This is a genomic window from Pseudomonas guariconensis (genome assembly GCF_900102675.1).
Lineage (GTDB): Bacteria > Pseudomonadota > Gammaproteobacteria > Pseudomonadales > Pseudomonadaceae > Aquipseudomonas > Aquipseudomonas guariconensis.
This window is the reverse complement of record NZ_FMYX01000014.1, coordinates 36,700-60,179: the sequence shown is the minus strand read 5'-3', so window position 1 is coordinate 60,179 and position 23,480 is coordinate 36,700. Positions and strand designations below refer to the sequence as shown.

Sequence of the window (23,480 nt, the reverse complement as noted above, 5' to 3'; positions counted from 1 at the left end):
CTATCACGTGCGCAGCAAGTGCACCGCCAACCCTACCAATGCGCACGCCAGCAGCACTTGAATGACACCACGCTTGAAGCGAAACAGCGCGATGGCCGCAGCGATGGCGATCAGCGCAGACGGCCAATCGAATGCACCACTGAAGCCCTGCGGCCAAAGCACGTGGTAACCGAAGAACAGCGCCAGGTTGAGAATGACGCCCACCACAGCAGCCGTGATGCCGGTCAGCGGCGCTGTGAACTTGATCTCGTTGTGCGTCGATTCCACCACCGGGCCGCCGGCGAGAATGAACAAAAATGACGGCAAAAAGGTGAACCAGGTGACCAGGCTCGCCGCCACTGCTCCGGCGAGAAACGGGTGCTCAGCGCCAAACATCGGATACACATACCCGCCGATGAAGCCAACGAAAGCAACCACCATGATCAGTGGGCCTGGCGTGGTTTCCCCCAGGGCAAGCCCATCGATCATCTGGGTGGGCGTGAGCCAACCGTAATGCCCGACAGCGCCCTGGTAGACGTACGGCAGCACCGCGTAGGCGCCGCCAAACGTCATCAGCGCGGCCTTGGTGAAGAACCAGCCCATCTGCGTGAGGGTTCCACTCCAGCCAAACGAGAGCGTCAGAAGCGCCATGGGCAGAGTCCAGAGCACCGCTCCGATCACAACCAGGCGCAACAGATGCTTCCACTGAAAACGTGCATGTGCGGGCGTGGGGGTATCGTCATCGATCACCGCCGGCCCATGGTTGCTCTTGGCCGCGCCATGTCCACCACCGATCACGAACGTGCTCGGCGCGAATCGCCCGCCCAGGTAGCCGATGATCCCCGCCACCAGCACGATCAGCGGGAACGGCACGTTGAGCGCGAAGATGGCCACGAATGACGCCGCAGCCATGGCCCATAGCCAGCCGTTCTTGAGCGCACGCGAGCCGATCCGGTGAGCCGCGTGCACGACGATCGCCGTCACCGCGGGCTTGATGCCGTAGAAAATCCCCGCCACCACAGGCACTTCACCGAAAGCAATGTAGACCCAAGACAAGCCGATCAGGATGAACAACGAAGGCAGCACGAACAGGGCGCCAGCGATCAACCCACCCCAAGAGCGATGCATCAGCCAACCGATGTAAGTGGCCAGTTGCTGCGCCTCGGGGCCTGGCAACAACATGCAGTAGTTCAACGCATGCAAAAAGCGTTTTTCGCTGATCCAGCGCCGCCGCTCCACCAGCTCCTGATGCATGATCGAGATCTGTCCAGCCGGCCCGCCAAAGCTGATGAACCCTAGCTTGAGCCAGAACAGGAAGGCTTCGAACCAACCGACCGGCTGCCGGGCAGCATGCGACGCCGACTGTTCGCTTACCGCGCTGGGTCTCTTGACCATAGGGTTTCCTCGTATGAGAGCGCCGTCAGACCCTCCGGCGACGTGCGGCGGGATCCGCGCGCAGCCGCGCTCGAGGCGATCATCGAGGCTTCTGAATTGTCGCGTTACATTAATCCGGACCGGACAAAAATCAACAGGATAGCCGCGATCGGAAACAGGACACCGCCGCAACCGTATCGATTTCGATACGACGTATTGAAATCGATACACGGCGCGTTGACACCGTCTACGCAACGGTTTGATCCGACAAGGCTTTTCAATCGTCACTGCTGCGTAGCGATTTCATTACAGGCAGATGACCTAAGCGCACGCACATTCGGACTCACCCCCTGATTTACAAGGCCTGGAGTGACTTGGCCGCATTATTGCTACGGGAATTACAACCAAGAGCGCGGAACCACCGTGCCCACTTCCCTGCTTCGCGAGGATCCCCCATGAGCGAGTTGCGTTTCACCGAAGATCACGAATGGCTGCGCGTCGAAGCTGACGGCAGCGTCACCGTGGGCATCACCGCCTACGCCCAGAATGCCCTCGGCGATGTGGTTTTCGTGCAACTGCCGGAACTGCAGCACTACGACAAAGGCGCAGAAGCCTCCACCGTGGAATCGGTGAAAGCCGCCAGCGGCGTCTACATGCCATTGGCCGGCGAAGTGGTCGCAGTCAACGACCAGCTCGACGCAAGCCCTGAACTGGTCAACGAAGACCCGATGGGCGAAGGCTGGTTCTTCCGTTTCATCCCCGCCGATGCCAGCGCCATCAGTGGCCTGCTCGACCAAGGCGCCTATGACCGCCTGCTCAACGCCAACGACGACGCCTGAGGACCTGCCATGACCATCAACCTCGGCACCGCCAATGAATTCATCGCTCGCCACATCGGCCCACGCAGCGCCGATGAGCAGGCCATGCTCGCCGCCCTGGGCTTCGAGTCGCTGCAAGCCATGACCGCTGCGGTCATCCCTGACAGCATCAAAGGCACCAGCGTGCTCGGCGGCCACGACGGCCAGAGCGAGGCCGATGCCCTCGCCGACCTCAAAGCCATCGCCGGTAAGAACCAACTGTTCAAGAACTACATCGGCCAGGGCTACTACAACACCCATACCCCCGCACCGATCCTGCGCAACCTGCTGGAAAACCCGGCCTGGTACACCGCCTACACCCCCTACCAGCCAGAGATCTCCCAAGGCCGCCTGGAAGCGCTGCTCAATTTCCAGACCTTGATCAGTGACCTGACCGGTCTGCCGATCGCCAACGCCTCGCTGCTCGATGAAGCCACCGCCGCCGCCGAAGCCATGACCTTCTGCAAGCGCCTGTCGAAGAACAAGGCCGGCCATGCCTTCTTCGCTTCCAGCCATTGCCATCCGCAGACCCTTGACGTGCTGCGCACCCGTGCTGAACCGCTGGGTATCGAAGTGGTGGTTGGCGACGAGCGTGAACTGACCGATGTCAGCAGCTTCTTCGGTGCTCTGCTGCAATACCCGGCCAGCAATGGCGACGTATTCGACTACCGCGAGCTGGTACAGCGCTTCCATGGCGCCAACGCCCTGGTGGCCGTGGCCGCCGACCTGCTGGCCCTGACCCTGCTCACGCCGCCCGGTGAATTCGACGCCGACGTCGCCATCGGCAGCGCCCAGCGCTTCGGTGTGCCGCTGGGCTTCGGTGGCCCGCACGCGGCGTACTTCGCTACCCGCGACGCCTTCAAGCGCGACATGCCAGGCCGTCTGGTGGGCGTTTCGATCGACCGTTTCGGCAAGACAGCCCTGCGTCTGGCCATGCAGACCCGCGAACAGCACATCCGCCGCGAAAAGGCCACCAGCAACATCTGCACCGCCCAGGTGCTGCTGGCCAACATCGCCAGCATGTTCGCTGTGTACCACGGCCCGGCTGGCCTCAAGCGCATTGCCGAACGCACCCACGCCCTGACCGCGATCCTGGCCGCCGGGTTCGAGCAGTTGGGCGTCAAGGTCGTCACCCGCGCCTACTTCGACACCCTGACCCTGGCCACCGGTGATGCCACCGCCCGCCTGCATGAACTGGCCCGCGCCCAGCGCATCAACCTGCGCCAGATCGATGCCGCCCATCTGGGCCTGTCTCTGGACGAAACCAGCACCCAGGCCGACGTCGAGACCCTGTGGCGCCTGTTCGCCGAAGGCAAGGCAGTACCGGCGTTCGACAGCTTGGCCGCCACCACTGCCTCGCGCCTGCCGGCCGCACTGCTGCGCCAGTCGGCGATCCTCGAGCATCCGGTGTTCAACCGCTACCACAGCGAAACCGAACTGATGCGCTACCTGCGCCGCCTGGCCGACAAGGACCTGGCGCTGGACCGCAGCATGATCCCGCTGGGCTCGTGCACCATGAAGCTCAACGCCGCCAGCGAAATGATCCCGGTGACCTGGGCGGAATTCGGCAACCTGCACCCGTTCGCGCCTGCCGAGCAGAGCCAGGGCTATCTGCAGATGACCACCGAGCTGGAAGCCATGCTCTGCGCCGCCACCGGCTATGACGCCGTGTCGCTGCAGCCGAACGCCGGTTCCCAAGGCGAGTACGCAGGCCTACTGGCGATCCGCGCCTATCACCGCAGCCGCGGCGAAGGCCATCGCGACATCTGCCTGATCCCCTCCTCGGCCCACGGCACCAACCCTGCCACCGCCCACATGGCTGGCATGCGCGTGGTGGTCACCGCCTGTGACGCCCGCGGCAACGTCGATGTCGAGGACCTGCGCGCCAAGGCCATCGAACACCGTGACCGCCTCGCCGCGATCATGATCACCTACCCGTCGACCCACGGCGTGTTCGAGGAAGCGATCGGCGAGATCTGCGCGATCATCCACGACAACGGCGGCCAGGTGTACATCGACGGCGCCAACATGAACGCCATGGTCGGCCTGTGCGCCCCCGGCAAGTTCGGCGGCGACGTCTCGCACCTGAACCTGCACAAGACCTTCTGCATCCCTCACGGTGGTGGCGGCCCGGGCGTCGGCCCGATCGGTGTCAAGTCGCACCTGGCGCCGTTCCTGCCGGGCCATGCGACGCTGGAGAACACCGAAGGCGCGGTCTGCGCCGCACCGTTCGGCAGCGCCAGCATCCTGCCGATCACCTGGATGTATATCCGCATGATGGGCGGCGCGGGCCTCAAACGCGCCTCGCAGATGGCGATCCTCAATGCCAACTACATCGCCCGCCGCCTGGAAGAGCACTATCCTGTCCTCTATACCGGCGGCAATGGCCTGGTCGCCCATGAATGCATCCTGGACCTTCGCCCGCTCAAGGACACCAGCGGCATCAGTGTCGACGACGTGGCCAAGCGCCTGATCGACTTCGGCTTCCACGCCCCGACCATGTCCTTCCCGGTGGCCGGCACCCTGATGATCGAACCGACCGAAAGTGAGTCCAAGGAAGAACTGGACCGTTTCTGTGACGCAATGATCCAGATCCGTGAGGAAATCCGCGCGGTCGAGAACGGCACTCTGGACAAGGACGACAACCCGCTGAAGAACGCCCCGCACACCGCGGCGGAGCTGGTCGGCGAGTGGGCCCACGGTTACAGCCGTGAGCAGGCGGTGTACCCGCTGCCGAGTCTGGTGGAGGCCAAGTACTGGCCGCCGGTGGGTCGGGTCGACAACGTGTTCGGCGACCGTAATCTGGTCTGCGCGTGCCCGTCGATCGAGAGCTACCAGGACGCCTGATAGCCCTTGCGCCACCTGACTTGGGTGGCGGCCTGTGGGCGCGGGGTTATCCGCACATGGAGGGTGGCTTAACCGCCGCATTCGCGGGTAAACCTGCTCCCACAGAGCTCACCGTCCGCCCAATCAATCTGGCAGGAGGTCACCATGTCTTTGAGCGTTTTCGACCTGTTCAAGATCGGCATCGGCCCCTCCAGCTCCCACACGGTCGGCCCCATGCGGGCGGCCGCACGCTTTGCCGAAGGGCTACGCCGTGATGGCCTGTTGGCACAGACCGACAGCATCAAGGCCGAGCTGTATGGCTCGCTGGGAGCTACCGGCAAGGGCCATGGCAGCGACAAGGCTGTCCTGTTGGGCCTTGAAGGCGAGCATCCAGACACCATCGACACCGAATCGATTCCCGCGCGACTGCAGGCGATCCGCGACAGCGGCCGGCTGCGCCTGCTGGGTGAGCACGAGATCCGCTTCGTCGAAAAACAGCACCTGGCGATGATCCGCAAACCCCTGCCCTACCACCCCAACGGCATGATCTTCCGCGCCTTCGATGAAGCCGGATTGCAAATCCGTAGCCGGGAGTATTACTCGGTGGGCGGAGGTTTCGTGGTCGACGAGGACGCTGCCGGTCACGACCGGATCGTCGAGGACAGCACCGTGCTGCCCTACCCGTTCCGCACGGCCAAGGAACTGCTCGCCCACTGCAGCGAGCAGCACCTGTCGATCAGCCAGGTGATGCTGGCCAACGAAGCGGCCTGGCGCCCGGAGGGCCAGACGCGCGCACGCCTGTTGCATATCTGGCAGGTCATGCAGGACTGCGTCGAGGCGGGTTGCCGTCATGAGGGCATCCTACCCGGTGGGCTGAAGGTCAAGCGACGGGCTCCGGCGTTGTACCGCCAGCTCAGCCGGCATCCCGAGGCGAACCTGCGCGACGCCTTGTCGGTGCTCGACTGGGTCAACCTCTATGCGCTGGCGGTCAATGAAGAAAACGCCTACGGCGGACGGGTGGTCACGGCGCCCACCAACGGTGCGGCGGGCATCGTCCCGGCGGTCCTTCACTACTACATGCGCTTCGTGCCCGGCGCCAGCGAGGACGGGGTGGTGCGGTTTCTGCTCACCGCCGCCGCCATCGGCATCCTTTACAAGGAAAACGCCTCGATCTCCGGCGCCGAAGTCGGCTGCCAAGGGGAAGTCGGCGTGGCTTGCTCCATGGCCGCCGGTGCACTGTGCGAGGTCATGGGGGGCACCCCGCAGCAAGTCGAGAACGCTGCCGAAATCGGCATGGAACACAACCTGGGCCTGACCTGCGATCCGATCGGCGGACTGGTCCAGGTGCCCTGCATCGAGCGCAACGCCATGGGCTCGGTCAAGGCGATCAATGCGGTACGCATGGCCTTGCGTGGCGATGGGCAACATTACGTGTCGCTCGACAAGGTCATCCGCACCATGCGCCAGACCGGCGCAGACATGAAAAGCAAATACAAGGAGACCGCCCGCGGTGGTCTAGCCGTCAACATCATCGAATGTTGACCCGAACAAAAAACGAGGAGTCACCGATGTCCGAAACACTGCAAAAGACCCCCTTGCACGCCCTGCACCTGGAACTGGGCGCACGCATGGTGCCGTTCGCCGGCTACGACATGCCGGTGCAGTACCCGCTGGGCGTGCTCAAGGAACACTTGCACACCCGCGAGCAGGCAGGTCTGTTCGACGTCTCGCACATGGGGCAGATCCGTCTGCGCGGCAGCGATGCGGCCAAGGCCTTGGAATCGCTGGTGCCAGTGGACATCATCGATCTGCCGGTAGGCATGCAGCGCTACGCGATGTTCACCAACGAGCAAGGTGGCATCCTCGACGACCTGATGGTCGCCAACCTGGGTGACGACGAGCTGTTCCTGGTGGTCAACGCTGCCTGCAAGGACCAGGACCTGGCCCACCTGCAAAAGCACATCGGCTCCCGCTGCGAGATCGAGCCGCTGTTCGAGGAGCGCGCCCTGCTCGCCCTGCAAGGCCCGGCGGCGGTCAAGGTGCTCGAGCGCCTGGCGCCGGAAGTCGCCAGCATGACGTTCATGCAGTTCCGCCCTGTCACCTTGCTCGGCGCCGACTGCTATGTCAGCCGCTCGGGCTACACCGGTGAAGACGGTTACGAGATCTCGGTCCCGGCAGCCAATGCCGAAGCCTTGGCCCGCCGACTGCTGGCCGAGCCCGAGGTACAGCCGATCGGCTTGGGCGCCCGTGACTCGCTGCGCCTGGAAGCTGGTCTGTGCCTGTATGGCCACGACATGAACACCAGCACCACGCCGGTGGAGGCCAGCTTGCTGTGGGCCATCTCCAAAGTACGCCGCGCCGATGGCGAACGTGCCGGTGGTTTCCCTGGCGCCCACGCCATCTTCGAGCAGCAACGGCAAAGTGTTGCTCGCAAGCGTGTTGGCCTGCTGCCGCAGGAGCGCACCCCGGTTCGCGAAGGCGCACAGATCGTCGACGCAGACGGACGCACCGTCGGTGAAGTGTGCAGTGGTGGTTTCGGCCCGACCCTCGGTGCACCGGTCGCCATGGGATATGTCGAGAGCGAACATGCCGCGCTCGATACCGCATTGTTTGCTGTAGTGCGCGGCAAGCAGGTTGCCTTGAAGGTCAGCAAAATGCCTTTCGTTGCGCAACGTTACTATCGCGGTTGATTGACTGTGGGCAGGTTCGTCATATTCGTTTTCGAACCTGCCCAATAACTTTTGAACATAGCGCCAGCCCAGGCGCCATGCCGTTTCCGACAATTTTGTCGGTTATCGGAAAAACCCTGAATTCCGGCGGTCTGGAGGGCTTGTTTTTGTCGGCGGAGTTAGCGTAGAGTCACTGCACTGTGTTTGCATGGGTCGCAACAGTTCGTGACCTGGGCCAGTAGCTGAATCTGCTACAACCCGTTCGACGTCTCTTACTTTCCTGCAACCCAGCCCGGTAATCTTTTATATCGGATAGATATGAAAGTAACTGTCATCAAAAATTAAGCTTCATAGGAAACAAGACAATGGCTGAGCGTCAGAACGGTACCGTCAAGTGGTTCAATGACGAGAAAGGTTACGGCTTCATCACCCCAGAAAGCGGTCCGGATCTGTTCGTGCACTTCCGTGCCATCGAAGGCAACGGCTTCAAGAGCCTGAAAGAAGGCCAGAAAGTCTCCTTCGAAGCCGTGCAAGGCCAAAAAGGCATGCAAGCTGACAAGGTTCAGGTCATCGCCTAAGCGAGATCCAGACTCCCAAAAGCCCCTGCCAAGTGCAGGGGCTTTTTTTTGCCCGTAGAATAGCGGCTTCGTCATACGGAGCGTCATGCATGTCAAAGCCCCTGCTCACCCCTCAGGGTGACTTCCCCCCGGCTGGCCTGGGCCGTCGACTGGCCGCCATGTTCTATGACTTCCTGCTGTGTACCGCCCTGCTGATCGTGACAGCAGGCGTCTACAAGATGGTGCAGATGTCGATCATCGGCGAAGCCCGCATGCGCGAGCTGACCGAGGCCGGCGCCTTGGACGGCGACCCCCTGTTGTCGACCTTGCTGCTGTTCGCCCTCTTCGGTTTCTTCGCCAAGTTCTGGACCCACGGCGGTCAGACCCTGGGCATGCAGGTGTGGGGCGTGCGCGTGCAGAACGCCGATGGAAGCGCGATCAGCCTATGGCAGGCGCTGCTGCGCTTTGTCGTTTCCATCGCTTCCTGGCTATGCCTGGGGCTCGGGTTCTTCTGGGCGTTGATCGACAAGCGCAAGCGTGGCTGGCACGACATCTATTCGGACACGCAGCTGGTGCGTGTGCCCAAGCGTAAACCGTAATGTCGTAGCTACTACGCCCCCCGCAGGCTTCGCCAGCTCCCGCAGGATCACCTCCGGCCGGCAGACTGCAAAAGCTGTGGGAGCGGATTTACCCGCCAAAGCAGAACGCCACCCACAAAAAAGCCGACCCTAGGGTCGGCTTTTTCATGTCGCTCGGGCCATTACCCTGCCCGACGCAACAACCACACACCCGCCAGCGCACAGATACCGGCCGGGATCACTACCGCCAGCAGCGGCGGGAAGCCGAATACCTGACTGGAAGGGCCGAGCAGGTCCTGGCCAATGCGGAACACGAAGCCCACCAGTACACCGGTGAACACACGCTGGCCCAAGGTCACGGAACGCAGCGGGCCGAAGATGAAGGAGATCGCCATCAGCACCAGGGCCGCGGTCACCATCGGTTGCAGCACTTTGGTCCAGAAGGCCAACCAGTAACGGGCGTTGTTCAGGCCCTGGTCGGACAGGTAGTGAATATAGTCCCACAAACCGGTGATCGACAGGGATTCCGGCGCAAGGATCACTGTGTTGAGCAGTTGCGGCGTTACCGACACGTCCCAGCGCTCCTGCGGCGCCTTAACCACTTCGGTGTGGTCGCCACGGAAGTAGGTGGTGGCCACGTCGCTCAGCACCCAGTGGTCCTCGTTGTACTGCGCACGGCGCGCAAAGCTGGACGTCACGATGTGTCGCTCGGCGTCGAAGCGGTAGCGGGTCACCCCCAGCAGCAAGCCGTTGGGCTGCACCGAGTTGATATGCACGAACTCTTCACCCTGGCGGTGCCACATGCCGCGCTTGGAGCTCTGCGCATCACCGCCACCCTGGGCCAGGGAGCGCTCGGCCTGGGCCTTGTTCTCGGTGACTGGCGCCACGTACTCGCCGATCAGCAGGCCGACCAACATCAGCACCAGCATGGGCTTCATCACCGCCCAGACGATACGGCCGATGGACACGCCAGCGGCGCGCATGATGGTCAACTCACTGCTGCTGGCCAGGCTGCCCAGGCCGATCAGGCACCCAATCAGCGCAGCCATCGGCAACATCTCGTACAACCGGCGCGGCGCGGTGAGCAGGACGAAACTGCCGGCGTCCATCACGGTGTAGGTATCGCTCAGGTCGCTCATCTCGTCGATGAAGGCGAACAGCGAAGCCAGGCCAAGGATGATGCCCAGCACCGCCAGGATGGCCAGGAGCACGCTCTGGCCGATATAGCGATCCAGTTTAGCCATGGGCCACCTCCGTACGACGGGCGGCACGCTTGAGCTGCAGCGGCTCCCAGTACATCAGGCCCAGGCCGATCAGCAGGAACAGCCCGTGGACCCACCACATGCCCAGGGCGATCGGGATCTTGCCCTTCTCCAAGGCGCCGCGTACGGAAATGAGCATCGTTAGATAAGCCATGTACAGAAGAATGGCCGGCAGCAGCTTGAGGAAGCGGCCTTGGCGTGGATTGACCCGGGACAGCGGCACCGCCAGCAGCGTCACGATGAACACCAGCAGCGGCAGGGAAAGGCGCCACTGCAGCTCGGCCTGTTCACGCAGACCGTCCTTGCCGAACAGCTCGGACGTGGGGATGGCTTCACGCTCGGTCACTTCTTCGCTGACTTCGGGCTTGGGCAGCAACACGCCATAGGTGTCGTACTTGATCGCGCGGTAATCGGCCTGGCCGGGGTTACCGTCGTAGCGATAGCCGTTCTGGAGGATCAGGTAGCGATTGCCGTCGGCCTGCACTTCCTGGTGCCCCTTCTCGGCGACCAGCACCGAAGGCGCACGATCCTTGGTCTTGTCCTGGTTGAAGCGCTTCTCGGAAATGAACACACCACTCAGATTGACGCGATCGTCCGACAGCTGCTCGGTGTAGGTCACCCGCGAGCCATCGCGCAGAGTCTGGAAGCGCCCGGGCACCAGGGTATCGAACTCGGTGAGGGCGTCCTGCTGGTTGATGATCTGCTGCACCTGGGCAACGCCCTGGGGCGCCAGGCTCAGGCTCAGCCAGGCCACCAGCAGGGCGACCAGCGCGGCTGGCGCCATGGTCAGCGCCAGCAGGCGCTGCTGGCTCATGCCAGTGGCAGAAAGCACGGTCATCTCGCTTTCGAGGTAGAGCCGGCCATAAGCCAGCAGGATGCCGAGGAACAGGCCCAAGGGCAGGATCAGTTGCAGGAAGCCCGGCAAACGGAAGCCCATGATCAGGAACAGCACGCTCGGATCGAGCACGCCCTGGGCGGCCTGAGCCAGGTACTTGATGAAGCGCCCGCTCATGATGATCACCAGCAGCACGGCGCTGACGGCGCTCAAGGTCACCAGGACCTCGCGGGACAGATAACGAAAGACGATCAAACCAGACACTCCTGGGTTGTCAGGGGCGCAGAGCCAAACAATGACTTGCCGGTTCGCCGACGGCGAACCTCCATATAAAGTGCGCGCATTATCCTGTGATTGACCGCGCCTGTCACTTGGCCGCGCATGACGGCGCATGTCGGGGTTGTCATCCAGGTTCCCCCAGGCTCAAACTGGCAGCTTTTCAAGTGGCACGCGACCTTGCGGCCACACCTGTTTCGAGCGCTTGCACGAGACTGCGCCAACTGACAGATCATTCGGGGACCCTGACATGGAACTGGTTGTAAAAAGTGTAGCCGCCGCCTCCTTGAAAACCGCCACCTTGGTGCTGGCCGTCGCTGAAGGGCGCAAGCTCGGCGACATCGCCAAAGCCGTCGACCAGGCCAGCAATGGCGCAATCAGCGCGGTGCTCAAGCGCGGCGACCTGGCAGGCAAGCCGGGCCAGACCCTGCTGCTGCACAGCCTGCCGGGCCTGAAGGCCGAGCGCGTGCTGCTGGTCGGCAGCGGCAAGGAAGCGCTGGGGGATCGCAGCTGGCGCAAGCTGGTCGCCAGTGTCGCCGGTGTGCTCAAGGGCCTGAACGGCAGCGACGCGGTGCTGGCTCTGGATGACGTCAGCGTCACCGCCCGCGACGCCCATTACGCCAAATATCGCCTGCTGGCCGAGACCCTGCTCGATGGCGAGTACGTCTTCGACCGTTTCAAGAGCCAGAAGGCCGAGCCCCGCGCCCTCAAGAAAGTCACCCTGCTGACCGACAAGCCCGGCCAGGCTGAAGTCGAGCGCGCCGTGAAGCACGCCAGCGCCATCGCCTCGGGCATGTCCTTCACCCGCGACCTGGGCAACCTGCCGCCGAACCTGTGCCACCCGACGTTCCTCGCCGAACAGGCCAAGGAGCTGGGCAAGGCGCACAAAAACCTCAAGGTCGAGGTGCTGGACGAGAAAAAGATCAAGGACCTGGGCATGGGCGCGTTCTACGCCGTTGGCCAGGGCAGCGACCAGCCGCCACGGCTGATCGTGCTCAACTACCAGGGCGGCAAGAAGAGCGAAAAACCGTTCGTGCTGGTCGGCAAGGGCATCACCTTCGACACCGGCGGCATCAGCCTCAAGCCTGGCGCCGGCATGGATGAAATGAAGTACGACATGTGTGGTGCGGCCAGTGTCTTCGGCACCCTGCGCGCCGTGCTGCAGCTGCAGCTGCCGATCAACCTGGTGTGCCTGCTGGCTTGCGCCGAGAACATGCCCAGCGGCGGCGCCACGCGCCCGGGCGACATCGTCACCACCATGAGCGGCCAGACCGTCGAGATCCTCAACACCGACGCCGAAGGCCGTCTGGTGCTGTGCGACACCCTGACCTACGCCGAACGCTTCAAACCTCAGGCAGTGATCGACATCGCTACCCTGACCGGCGCCTGCATCGTCGCCCTGGGCAGCCATACCTCGGGGCTGATGGGCAACAACGACGAACTGGTCGGCCAACTGCTCGACGCCGGCAAGCGCGCCGACGACCGTGCCTGGCAACTGCCGCTGTTCGATGAGTACCAAGAGCAGTTGGACAGCCCGTTCGCCGACATCGCCAACATCGGTGGCCCCAAGGCTGGCACCATCACCGCAGGCTGCTTCCTGTCGCGCTTCGCCAAAGCTTATAACTGGGCGCATCTGGACGTTGCCGGCACCGCCTGGATCAGCGGCGGCAAGGACAAAGGCGCCTCGGGCCGCCCGGTCCCGCTGCTGACCCAATATCTGCTCGATCGCGCCAACGCCTGATGCCACAAGGCCGGTGGCGCCCGCGCGCTGCCGGCCGGTTGACCGAACATGAGCAAAGTCGATTTCTATATCCTGCCCACCGATGCGTTGTCGGCGCGCCTGGATTTCGCCTGCAAGCTGTGCGAAAAGGCCTGGCGCCTGGGCCATCGGGTCTATCTGCACTGTCAGGACGCCGAGCAGCGCAACGCGCTGGACGAGCGCCTGTGGCACTTCAAGGGCGAGGCCTTCGTCCCGCACGACCCTGCCGAAGCCAACGCCGAAGCAGCAGTAGCCCTGGGGCTGGGTGATGACGCCGGCACCCACCGCGACCTGTTGATCAACCTCGGCGCCGAGGTACCGGGGTTCGTCGGCCAGTTCGAACGGGTTGCCGAGATCGTCGTCGAGGAGCCGGGCATTCGCCAGGCTGCGCGAGAACGATTCCGTTTCTACCGCGAACAGGGCTATGCTCTGCAAGACCACCGCTTACAGCGACTTTGACGACGATGGACAAGCACTCTCCCCTGCCCGATTCCGCTCATCTGCTCGACGACCTAGAGTCGATCCGCCAGTTGCTGGGCGATGCCGATCTGCAACCGCCCCTGCTGACCGAAACGGTCGAGCAGATTCCCCTGCTGCTCGACGAGCCAGCAGGCAACACCTCGCCGGTGGCCGAGCCTCTCTCGGTCGCAACCACCGCAGACGATCCGCAGACCCGCCGCCAGGACACCCTGCTGCACCTTGAAGCCGACCTGCGCGTCGCTGCCCAACAGATCATGCAAGACGTGATCAACGACTTCACCCCGCACATCGAGAACGAGATCAAACGACGCCTCGATGCGCGCATGGAACGTCTGCTCAAGCGCTCCGAATAAACGCCGCTTTTCTTTGCGGGCAAACCCGTCACTACCGGTACACCGCCGCGCTCAAGGCGCGCACGAGGTCCGTGGGAGCAGGTTTGTCCACAAAGAAGACACCGTTGCGCCTACAGATATCAGCAGCTTGTCGCCTGCGGCCCCTGGCTTGGTTATACTTCCCGGCTTTCCCGAATTAATGCCATAGGGTCCCGCCGCGCATGGATAAGACCTACCAGCCGCACGCCATCGAAACTTCCTGGTACAACACTTGGGAGTCCGAGAACTATTTCGCCCCGCAAGGTGCAGGCGAGTCCTACACCATCATGATCCCGCCGCCGAACGTGACCGGCAGCCTGCACATGGGCCACGGCTTCAACAACGCGATCATGGACGCCCTGATCCGCTTCCGCCGCATGCAGGGCCGCAACACCCTGTGGCAGCCAGGCACCGACCACGCCGGTATCGCCACCCAGATGCTGGTGGAGCGCCAGCTCGAGGCCAAGGGCCAGAACCGTCATGACCTGGGCCGCGAGAAGTTCCTGGAGAAGGTCTGGGAGTGGAAGGATCAGTCCGGCGGCAACATCAGCCGCCAGATTCGCCGCCTGGGCTCGTCGGTCGACTGGACCCGCGAACGGTTCACCATGGACGACGGTCTGTCCGAAGCGGTCAAGGAAGCCTTCGTGCGCCTGCATGAAGACGGCCTGATCTACCGTGGCAAGCGCCTGGTCAACTGGGACACCAAGCTGCATACCGCCATTTCCGACCTCGAAGTGGAAAACCACGACGAGAAAGGCCACCTGTGGAACCTGCGCTACCCACTGGCCGATGGCGCCAAGACCGCCGAAGGCAAGGACCACTTGGTCGTTGCCACCACCCGTCCGGAAACCTTACTGGGTGACGCGGCCGTTGCTGTGAACCCGAACGACGAGCGCTACCAGGCCCTGATCGGCAAGTTCGTCGAGCTGCCGCTGGTCGGCCGCCGCATCCCGATCATCGCCGACGATTACTGCGATCCGGAGTTCGGCACCGGCTGCGTGAAAATCACCCCGGCCCACGACTTCAACGACTATGAAGTCGGCAAGCGCCACAACCTGCCACTGCTGAACATCTTCGACAAGAACGCCCTGGTGCTGGCAAGCGCCCAGGCCTTCAACCTCGACGGCAGCGTCAACGAGCAGATCGACACCAGCCTGCCGGCCCAGTACGCAGGCCTGGACCGCTTCGTCGCGCGCAAGCAGATCGTCGCCGACCTGGACGCCCAGGGCCTGCTGGTCAGCATCGACGACCACGCCCTGAAGGTACCCAAGGGCGACCGTTCCGGCACGGTCATCGAGCCGTGGCTGACCGACCAGTGGTACGTCTCTACCAAGCCGCTGGCAGAACCTGCCATCGCCGCCGTGGAAGACGGCCGCATTCAGTTCGTGCCCAAGCAGTACGAAAACATGTACTTCTCCTGGATGCGTGATATCCAGGACTGGTGTATCAGCCGCCAGCTGTGGTGGGGGCACCGCATCCCGGCCTGGTACGACGAAGCCGGCCAGGTCTATGTCGGTCGCAGCGAAGAAGAAGTCCGTGCCAAGCACAACCTGGGCGCCGACGTGGCGCTGCGCCAGGACGAGGACGTCCTCGACACCTGGTTCAGTTCGGGCCTGTGGACCTTCTCCACCTTGGGCTGGCCGGAGCAGACCGAGTTCCTCAAGAAGTTCCACTCCACCGATGTGCTGGTCACCGGTTTCGACATCATCTTCTTCTGGGTTGCGCGCATGATCATGCTGACCATGCACCTGATCAAGAACGAAGATGGCACCCCGCAGGTACCGTTCAAGACCGTGTACGTCCACGGCCTTGTACGTGACGGCCAGGGCCAGAAGATGTCCAAGTCCAAGGGCAACGTCCTCGATCCACTGGACATCGTCGACGGCATCACCCTTGAGGCCCTGCTGGAAAAACGCACCAGCGGCATGATGCAGCCCAAGCTCGCCGAAAAGATCGCCAAGCAGACCAAGGCCGAGTTCCCCGAAGGCATCGCCAGCTACGGCACCGACGCCCTGCGCTTCACCTTCTGCTCGCTGGCTTCCACCGGCCGCGACATCAAGTTCGACATGGGCCGCGTCGAGGGTTATCGCAACTTCTGCAACAAGATCTGGAACGCCGCCCGCTACGTGCTGGACAAAGGCGAGGATTGCGGCCAGAACGGCGAGGCCTACGAACTGTCGCTGGCCGATCGCTGGATCATCTCGCAGCTGCAGCGCACCGAAGCCGAGGTGACCCGCCAGCTCGAGCAGTTCCGCTTCGACCTGGCCAGCCAGGCCTTGTACGAGTTCATCTGGAACCAGTACTGCGACTGGTATCTGGAGCTGTCCAAGCCGGTACTGTGGGACGAGAATGCCCCGGTCGAGCGCGCCCGCGGCACTCGCCGGACCTTGGTTCGCGTGCTGGAAGTCGCCTTGCGCCTGGCACACCCGTTCATGCCGTTCATCACCGAAGAAATCTGGCAGCGCATCGCGCCGCTGGCCGGTATCGAAGGCAAGACCATCATGCTGCAACCTTGGCCTGTGGCCAATGAAAGCCGCATCGACACCGCCGCCGAAGGCGATATCGAGTGGCTGCAGCAACTGATGGTAGGTCTGCGCAACATTCGCGCCGAGATGAACATCGGCCCTGGCAAGCCGCTGCCGCTGTTCCTCAAGAACGCCAATGCGCACGACCAGCGTCGCCTGCAGGAGAACGAGGCGCTGCTCAAGAAGCTGGCCAAGGTCGAGTCGTTCACCGTGCTCGGCGAGCAGGACGAAGCACCGCTGTCGGCCACCGCACTGGTGGGTGACTTGCAGGTACTGGTGCCGATGGCCGGCCTGATCGACAAGGACGCGGAACTGGCACGCCTGAGCAAGGAAATCCAGCGTCTGCAAGGCGAAGTCCAGCGCGTAGGCGGCAAGCTGTCCAATGCCGCGTTCGTCGACAAGGCCCCGCCTGCCGTGATCGAAAAAGAACGCGCCAAGCTGGCCGAGTCCGAACAGGCCCTGGCCAACTTGACAGAGCAACATGCGCGGATCGCGGCACTTTAACAGCCGCAGACCTCAGTGATGCCCTCGCGGGACAAGCCCGCTCCCACAGATCAACGACGATCATGGTGGGAGTGGGCTTGTCCCGCGATGCTTTTGAGATTTCACCCCATGAATCAAAAACCCACCCTGCACCCGCGCAATCGCCATCAGGGCCGCTACGATTTCCCCAGCCTGATCAAAGCCCATCCTGAGCTGGGCAAATTCACCATTACCAACCCCTATGGCAAGCCGAGCATCGACTTCGCCAATCCCGAAGCGGTACGGGTCTTCAACAGCGCCTTGCTCAAGGCCCAATACGGCATCCAACACTGGGACATCCCGGCCGGCTACCTGTGCCCGCCCATCCCTGGACGGGCCGACTACATCCATGTGCTGGCCGACTTGCTGGCCGAGGATTGCGGCGGCGAGATCCCCCGAGGCGTACAGGTGCGCGCGCTGGACATCGGCGTCGGTGCCAACTGCATCTACCCGCTGCTTGGCCACAGCGACTACCGCTGGCGTTTCGTGGGTTCGGACATCGACGCGGTGGCCCTGGCATCGGCCCGGACCATCGTCCAGGCCAACGGCCTGGGCAAGGTCATCTCCTTGCGCCAGCAAGCCAACCGCAAGCACATCCTCACCGGCCTGCTGCAGGATGACGAGCGTTTCGAGGTCACCCTGTGCAACCCGCCGTTCCATGCCTCCCGCGACGAAGCCACCCGCGGTAGCCAGCGCAAATGGAAGAACCTTGGCAAACAGGATCCCAAGCGCAAGCTGCCAGTGCTCAATTTCGGCGGGCAGAACAACGAGCTGTGGTGCGAGGGCGGAGAGATCCGCTTCGTCACCCAGTTGGTGGAAGAGAGCGTGCAGTACGCCGGCCAGGTGCTGTGGTTCACCAGCCTGGTATCCAAGGCCAGCAACTTGCCCGGTATCGAGGCGGCGCTGAGGAAGGCAGGCGTGAAGGCACAACAGGTCGTGGCCATGGGGCAAGGCCAGAAACAGAGCCGCATGGTAGCCTGGAGCTTCCAAGACGCCGCCGCGCGCCAAGCCTGGCATCGCTCACGCTGATACCCCTTTCGCGGGCATGAAAAAACCGCGCCCGGACAAGCCGGGCGCGGTTTTTTCAAAGCTTCAACAATTACTTGTTGACGGCGTCGTTCAGGACCTTGGCAGGTACGAACTTGACGACTTTCTTGGCAGCGATTTCGATGGCAGCGCCAGTCGAAGGGTTGCGGCCGGTACGGGCAGGACGCTCGGAGACTTTCAGCTTGCCGATGCCTGGCAGGGTGATTTCAGCGCCGTTTTCCAGTTGGTCGGCGACGATCTGGCCCAGTTGCTCCAGGGCGTTACGCGCGGTGGTTTTCGGCGCGTCGATGGCTTCGGCGATATCGGCAATCAGTTGGTCTTTGGTCAATGCCATGGTGGTGTTCCTTCCCTATCAAATTCAGTGGTTATGCAGCGTGCCAGGTCGGTAATCGGGCCAGCCCCTGAAAAATCCGGCGGGCCGCGCCAATCGCGTATGTAGATACGAAAATCGGCGTTTGGTTCGACACGAGCCCAGCGATCTGCCAGCAATGCGCCACCCAAGGGGCGCAAGACCGCGCAAAGCTACCACAGGAATAGATAAATATCCGCTGCCGACTTCGATTTTATGCAGGTTTTTCGGGGCTTTTATCGTAAAACGCAAAAAATTGAACAAAAAACGAACAGCAGACATTTACGCCACTATCTGACCACTGCATCGCCCTCTGCCTGGGTTAAACTGCACGACTTTGCAGCGCGGCCTAGCACCGCCCAACCCCGCTCGAGATTTCCATGCCAATCCGTCATTGCATCGTTCACCTGATCGACAAGAAACCCGATGGCAGCCCAGCAGTCCTGCATGCCCGAGACTCCGAACTCGGCGCTTCCGACGCCATCGAAAACCTGCTGGCCGACCTCAACGACAGCTACAACGCCAAGCAAGGCAAGGCCTGGGGGTTCTTCCACAGCGAATCGGGGGCCTACCCCTTCAGCGGCTGGCTCAAGCAGTACCTGGATGAAGAAAAAGACTTCACCGCCTTCAGCCGCATCGCTGTAGAGCACCTGCAAAAGCTGATGGAAGAATCCAACCTGTCCACCGGCGGCCATATCCTGTTCGCCCATTACCAGCAAGGCATGACCGAGTACCTGGCCATCGCCCTGCTGCACCACAGCGAAGGCGTGGCTGTGAACGCCGAGCTCGATGTCACCCCGTCGCGTCACCTCGACCTCGGCCAGTTGCACCTGGCGGCGCGGGTCAACTTGTCGGAGTGGAAGAACAACCAGAACTCCAAGCAGTACATCTCGTTCATCAAGGGCAAGAATGGCAAGAAGGTGTCGGACTACTTCCGCGACTTCATCGGTTGCCAGGAAGGTGTCGACGGCCCAGGTGAGACCCGTACCCTGCTCAAGGCCTTCAGCGACTTCGTCGAAAGCGAGGACCTGCCCGAGGAGGCCGCCCGCGAAAAGACCCAGACCTTGGTCGACTACGCCACCACTCAGACCAAACTCGGTGAGCCGGTGACACTGGAAGAACTGTCCAGCCTGATCGATGAAGATCGACCCAAGGCCTTCTACGACCACATTCGCAACAAGGATTACGGCCTGTCGCCGGAGATTCCTGCGGATAAACGCACCCTCAACCAGTTCCGCCGTTTCACCGGCCGCGCCGAAGGCCTGTCGATCAGCTTCGAGGCCCACTTGCTGGGATCGAAGGTGGAATATGACGAAGAAGCCGGCACCTTGATCATCAAGGGCCTGCCGACCCAACTGGTCGATCAGCTCAAGCGGCGCAAGGATTGAGCATAGCCGGGGCTGCAGCGCAGCCCCTCATCTAGCCTTCGGTACCTGCATAGGCTGCCACCAGCGCTTCCTTGGCCGATTTGCGCAGCTTTTTCACCAACCGCTCCTGACGCAGTGCCTCGCCTTTGTCCGGCCACTGCTCCATATATACCAGCGCCTGGGCCGGGCTGGTCTTGAAGTAACGCGCCCCCTGCCCCCTCTGATGCTTCAGGAACCGCCGCTGTGGGTCATCACTGATACCGCAATACAGCGAACCGTTGGCAGCCCGCACCAGATAGACATACCAGGGTTTCACATCCCCGCCCGGAGGTTTTTCACTCGGAGCATCCACTCTTTGCGTCATTAATTTGAAACCCAAAGCCCCACTACACCTAACACGAAAATGAACAGCCCGTGGCTATACCGCGCTTTGCTGGTATGTCCGCAACCCCTTGAACGCTTGCTGGCGAACTTTGTTCTGCAGCAACGGCGACCAGCCCAGCAGCAAACCCGGCAGGCCCAAGGCTTGGCGCGACCAGCGCCACAGGTCGAAACTGTCGTCATGCTGGCAAATCAGCCCATCGCGGATCACGAAGCGGGCCTGTATGTCATTGACAACAGTGCGCCCGGTCTGGGTGAACAGATAGCGCGCCACCCAGTGCGCATTCCCCCCGTCCTGATTGGCGCTGACGCTGTCGAAGGTCAGGGAGAAATTTTTGGCACGGCTGGTCAGCATCCGCCACATGTCCCCCACATCACGGCCTCGCAAGGTACCGAAGACAGGGTCACTGAAGGTGATGTCATCGCTGTAGCAAGCCACCATCGCCTCGGCGTCCAGGCGCTGGAAGGCTTGGTAGAAACGTGTGATCAGCTCACGATTGGCGTCGCTCATGGGGCGGGTCCCTCCGGGGGCAAACCTCAACGATAATGTGCCCCGCATGGGAGCGCCATGCTCATTCGCGCCATGAATAGGCTTTGTCACACCTTCTCGCTGACCACCTGCACATGCAATGCCCGCCCAGCCCCAAGGCCGAACAGAATCGCCCCAATGCCCAGCGCCGCGAATATCCAGCCCACAGCCGTCCAGCCCCCCGTCAGGTCATGCACCAGGCCTACGGCAAACGGCCCTGCGGACGCCAACGTATAGCCGACCCCTTGCGCCATGCTCGAAAGATTCGCAGCTACATGGGAATCCTTCGAGCGCAGCACGATCAACGTCAACGCCAGGGCGAACGTACCACCCTGCCCCAGTCCGAGCACGACGGCCCAGCCCCACAGCCCTGAAACCGGTGCATACAAGCAACCGAACAACCCTGCCAGGGTGACCAGCATGACGATGACGATAGCCAGGCGCTGGTCCTTGCCTCGGGTGGCCAGCCAAGGCGCGCTGAGCGAGCTCACCAGTTGCACGATCACCGACCCGGACAACACCAACCCAGCCTCCGTAGGGCTCAGGCCTCGGCCGATGAGCATCGAGGGGAGCCAGCCAAACACGATGTAGGCCAGCGAAGACTGCAAGCCCATGTACAGCGTGACCTGCCAGGCCAGCGGATCGCGCCATAGACCGCGCACCCGATAGGCCACCTTGTGCAGGCCGTGCCCCTGGCGCGCCTGGGGCAGCCATACCACCATCGCGATCAACGCAGGCACCAGCCAGAAGCCCAAGCCCAAGGCCCAACTGTCATCGAAGTGGCGCGCCAATGGCACCGTGGCACCGGCGGCCAGAGCCGCCCCCAGGCACAAGGCCATGGTATAGACACCGGTCAGGGTACCGGCATGCTGTGGGAAGTCCCGTTTGACGATGCCCGGAAGCAACACGCCGATGATGCCGATGCTCGCGCCGGCCATGACACTGCCCAGAAACACGCCGGTCACCCCCAGGACACTGCGTACCCAAATACCCAGCGCCAAGGTCAGCAGAATGCCCAGCACCACCCGCTCACTGCCAAAGCGTCGAGCCAGGACCGGTGCCAATGGAGCGAACAGGCCAAGACACAGCACTGGCAAAGTCGTCAGCAGGCCCGCCTGGGACGCGTTCAGCCCTAGTCCCTCCGATACTTGGCCCAGTACCGGCGCCATGCTCGACAGCGCAGGACGCAGGTTCAGTGCCACCAGTACCAAGCCAAGCAACAGCAACCATGGCCGCTGCAGCACTACAGGCTGCTGCTGGACCTGCTCGTCGTCGGCTTCGGCGTCGATCAGCAGTTCTTCGAATTCCTGCTGGCGATGAGCAGTTTCGTGAATGGTGGGTGCGGCCATGGGCGTCTCATTGTCAGGATTCAATTAGGGTACGGCTCAAGTGCTTGGCACGTTCCGGATCACATTGTTCGATGGCATCGACGATCTGACCGTGCAGGTCGAATACCGTCTGGCACCGGGGGGTGGTCGCCATGTTGTGCTCCAACGCCGCTGCCACAACGCCGGAAAAGTAACGGTAGAGCTCGCTCAACGCAGGGTTGTGGGCGGCGTCCACTAACTGCTGGTGAAAGACCAAGTCGCACTCAACGTAAGTCTTTATATCGCCATGAAAATGCGCAGCAGTGTTCTGCAAAGCCTGGCGCAGGCGGTGTATATCCGCTTCGGTGCGGCGCTGGGCGGCCAGGCCGATCGCTTCGGTTTCCAGAATACGGCGAGTTTCCCGGGCCTGTTCCGACGTGCAGCGGGCCATGGCCTGGACCGCCTGGAGCGGGTCTTGGGCGGTGCGCAGGTAACTACCATCGCCTTGGCGGATCTCGACCAGGCCGCTGAAGGCGAGCACGCGCATGGCTTCACGAACGGTGTTGCGGCTGATGCCTAGTTCGTGGGCGAGTTCGGGTTCAGTGGGCAGGCGTTGGCCGATGGACCAGATACCGCTGGTGATGCGGGTGCGGAGTTGGTCGACGGCTTGTTCAACTAGGGAGCGTTTGATGAGTAGGGTCATGGGTAGATCCGGTCATCGGATGAATTTTGGGTAAGATAGCTGGGTGGTGGGAGTGGGGCAAGGTTTCGGGCTTGGGCTTGGGCTTGGGCTTGGGCTTGGGCTTGGGCTTGGGCTTGGGCTTGGGCTTGGGCTTGGGCTTTCAGGCTGTGTGAATATCCGGTGTTGGTGGGGGCGCCACCGGCGCTTTTCGCCTTTACGGCGACCTACTTTTGCTCTTGGGCAAAAGTAGGCAAAAACCGCTGGCTCCCACATGCGGCCCCTGCGCTGCGCTCCGGGGTTCCCTCCGCTCCGGTGCCTTTCGGGGCTTCGCGGCCTCCGGTTTGCTGTGCAAACCTCCATCTCGCGACTTCGGCTCACGCCGAAGGGCGCTGCGCGCCTGCTCCTACAGACACCTCCACTCGGCCTTCTGAGGTCGCGATGGGTGGTGTCTGGACTATCGCGCATCAAAAGCAACGGCAACGGCAACGGCAACGGCAACGGCAACGGCAACGGCAAACAAGTTAATTGTTTGGGTGTTTGTTCCAGCCTATTTGCGGGTAGGAGCGGCGGTTCGGCGCCCCGGTTTACCCGCGAATGGCCCAAAAGCTCACCACAAAAACCACTCAATAAAACAACGCCAGCCCAGGCGCCGCCCGTAACTTGCGCCCCATCAGCAGGCCGAGCGGAGGTGTCTGTAGGGGCAGGCGCGTAGCGCCCTTCGGCGTAGCCGAAGTCGCGAGATGGAGGCTGGCGCAGCCAGCCGGAGGCCGCGAGGCCCCGTAAGACACCGCAGCGAGGGAACCCGGTGCGAAGCGCCGGGCCGGATGCAGGGGCGCGCGGCTTTTGGTTACTTTTGGCCAAGACCAAAAGTGACCCGCCGTAAAGGCGGAAAGGTGATTAACCGTCGACAAATAAAACGGATAAGCCCACAAACCTCAAAACCCACAA

Annotated in this window: 20 protein-coding genes; 12 read left to right on the top strand and 8 right to left on the bottom strand. The window is 62.6% G+C overall.

Translation table 11 applies throughout. The features are described 5' to 3' along the window. Positions 1-3: 3 nt before the first annotated feature. Positions 4-1,374 carry a chromate efflux transporter gene (gene chrA / locus BLS27_RS20425; protein ID WP_043210698.1) on the bottom strand — a complete coding sequence of 457 codons (1,371 nt, stop codon included), beginning with the start codon at positions 1,372-1,374 and terminating at the stop codon, positions 4-6. A 434-nt stretch (positions 1,375-1,808) separates the two neighbouring features. Between chrA and gcvH the strand changes: the two genes are divergently transcribed. The 6 genes from gcvH to BLS27_RS20395 all read left to right on the top strand — a co-directional run bounded on the left by gcvH (position 1,809) and on the right by BLS27_RS20395 (position 8,861). Continuing rightward, positions 1,809-2,192: a glycine cleavage system protein GcvH gene (gene gcvH / locus BLS27_RS20420; RefSeq protein ID WP_043210701.1), complete on the top strand. Its 384-nt coding sequence runs from the start codon at positions 1,809-1,811 to the stop codon at positions 2,190-2,192. Between the two features lie 9 nt (positions 2,193-2,201). After that, a complete protein-coding gene (gcvP, locus tag BLS27_RS20415) occupies positions 2,202-5,057 on the top strand; it encodes an aminomethyl-transferring glycine dehydrogenase (RefSeq protein ID WP_043210703.1) in 2,856 nt (951 codons plus the stop codon). 144 nt (positions 5,058-5,201) lie between these two features. Next, a complete protein-coding gene (locus BLS27_RS20410; protein ID WP_090346644.1) occupies positions 5,202-6,578 on the top strand; it encodes an L-serine ammonia-lyase in 1,377 nt (458 codons plus the stop codon). Positions 6,579-6,604: 26 nt separating this feature from the next. Beyond that, entirely contained in the window at positions 6,605-7,726 is a 1,122-nt protein-coding gene (gene gcvT, locus BLS27_RS20405) for a glycine cleavage system aminomethyltransferase GcvT (protein ID WP_043210708.1), read from the top strand. A gap of 344 nt (positions 7,727-8,070) precedes the next feature. Continuing rightward, a complete protein-coding gene (locus tag BLS27_RS20400) occupies positions 8,071-8,283 on the top strand; it encodes a cold-shock protein (RefSeq protein ID WP_043210709.1) in 213 nt (70 codons plus the stop codon). Between the two features lie 89 nt (positions 8,284-8,372). Further along, the gene (locus tag BLS27_RS20395; protein WP_043210711.1) at positions 8,373-8,861 is read left to right on the top strand and encodes an RDD family protein; all 489 of its coding nucleotides are present in this window, start codon (positions 8,373-8,375) and stop codon (positions 8,859-8,861) included. A 161-nt stretch (positions 8,862-9,022) separates the two neighbouring features. Here BLS27_RS20395 and lptG read toward each other — a convergent pair whose 3' ends face one another. Both lptG and lptF read right to left on the bottom strand, forming a co-directional pair. Beyond that, positions 9,023-10,084 (bottom strand): LPS export ABC transporter permease LptG, encoded by a 1,062-nt coding sequence (lptG, locus tag BLS27_RS20390; protein ID WP_043210713.1) that lies wholly within the window; start codon positions 10,082-10,084, stop codon positions 9,023-9,025. Continuing rightward, entirely contained in the window at positions 10,077-11,192 is a 1,116-nt protein-coding gene (gene lptF, locus BLS27_RS20385; protein ID WP_090346640.1) for an LPS export ABC transporter permease LptF, read from the bottom strand. The genes lptG and lptF overlap by 8 nt, the downstream gene beginning before the upstream one ends. Positions 11,193-11,463: 271 nt before the next feature. Between lptF and BLS27_RS20375 the strand changes: the two genes are divergently transcribed. The 5 genes from BLS27_RS20375 to rlmF all read left to right on the top strand — a co-directional run bounded on the left by BLS27_RS20375 (position 11,464) and on the right by rlmF (position 17,899). Continuing rightward, entirely contained in the window at positions 11,464-12,954 is a 1,491-nt protein-coding gene (locus tag BLS27_RS20375) for a leucyl aminopeptidase (protein WP_090346637.1), read from the top strand. Between the two features lie 48 nt (positions 12,955-13,002). Next, positions 13,003-13,431: a DNA polymerase III subunit chi gene (locus BLS27_RS20370; protein WP_043210720.1), complete on the top strand. Its 429-nt coding sequence runs from the start codon at positions 13,003-13,005 to the stop codon at positions 13,429-13,431. Positions 13,432-13,436: 5 nt separating this feature from the next. Continuing rightward, the gene (locus BLS27_RS20365; RefSeq protein ID WP_090346634.1) at positions 13,437-13,805 is read left to right on the top strand and encodes a DNA polymerase III subunit chi; all 369 of its coding nucleotides are present in this window, start codon (positions 13,437-13,439) and stop codon (positions 13,803-13,805) included. Between the two features lie 200 nt (positions 13,806-14,005). After that, positions 14,006-16,852 (top strand): valine--tRNA ligase, encoded by a 2,847-nt coding sequence (locus BLS27_RS20360; protein WP_043210725.1) that lies wholly within the window; start codon positions 14,006-14,008, stop codon positions 16,850-16,852. Positions 16,853-16,960: 108 nt separating this feature from the next. Beyond that, the gene (gene rlmF, locus BLS27_RS20355) at positions 16,961-17,899 is read left to right on the top strand and encodes a 23S rRNA (adenine(1618)-N(6))-methyltransferase RlmF (RefSeq protein ID WP_090346631.1); all 939 of its coding nucleotides are present in this window, start codon (positions 16,961-16,963) and stop codon (positions 17,897-17,899) included. Between the two features lie 70 nt (positions 17,900-17,969). Here rlmF and BLS27_RS20350 read toward each other — a convergent pair whose 3' ends face one another. Next, positions 17,970-18,251: an HU family DNA-binding protein gene (locus tag BLS27_RS20350; protein WP_043210728.1), complete on the bottom strand. Its 282-nt coding sequence runs from the start codon at positions 18,249-18,251 to the stop codon at positions 17,970-17,972. A gap of 395 nt (positions 18,252-18,646) precedes the next feature. Between BLS27_RS20350 and yejK the strand changes: the two genes are divergently transcribed. After that, the gene (gene yejK, locus BLS27_RS20345) at positions 18,647-19,654 is read left to right on the top strand and encodes a nucleoid-associated protein YejK (RefSeq protein ID WP_043210730.1); all 1,008 of its coding nucleotides are present in this window, start codon (positions 18,647-18,649) and stop codon (positions 19,652-19,654) included. A gap of 31 nt (positions 19,655-19,685) precedes the next feature. Here yejK and BLS27_RS20340 read toward each other — a convergent pair whose 3' ends face one another. The 4 genes from BLS27_RS20340 to BLS27_RS20325 all read right to left on the bottom strand — a co-directional run bounded on the left by BLS27_RS20340 (position 19,686) and on the right by BLS27_RS20325 (position 22,553). Next, positions 19,686-19,997, bottom strand: a complete 312-nt coding sequence (locus tag BLS27_RS20340; RefSeq protein ID WP_052352455.1) for a GIY-YIG nuclease family protein — start codon at positions 19,995-19,997, stop codon at positions 19,686-19,688. Positions 19,998-20,051: 54 nt separating this feature from the next. Further along, positions 20,052-20,525 (bottom strand): nuclear transport factor 2 family protein, encoded by a 474-nt coding sequence (locus BLS27_RS20335; protein WP_090346628.1) that lies wholly within the window; start codon positions 20,523-20,525, stop codon positions 20,052-20,054. Between the two features lie 86 nt (positions 20,526-20,611). Beyond that, positions 20,612-21,892, bottom strand: coding sequence for a CynX/NimT family MFS transporter (locus BLS27_RS20330; protein WP_090346625.1), 1,281 nt, complete (start codon positions 21,890-21,892; stop codon positions 20,612-20,614). 13 nt (positions 21,893-21,905) lie between these two features. Further along, positions 21,906-22,553: a FadR/GntR family transcriptional regulator gene (locus BLS27_RS20325; protein WP_043210736.1), complete on the bottom strand. Its 648-nt coding sequence runs from the start codon at positions 22,551-22,553 to the stop codon at positions 21,906-21,908. Positions 22,554-23,480: the final 927 nt, after the last annotated feature.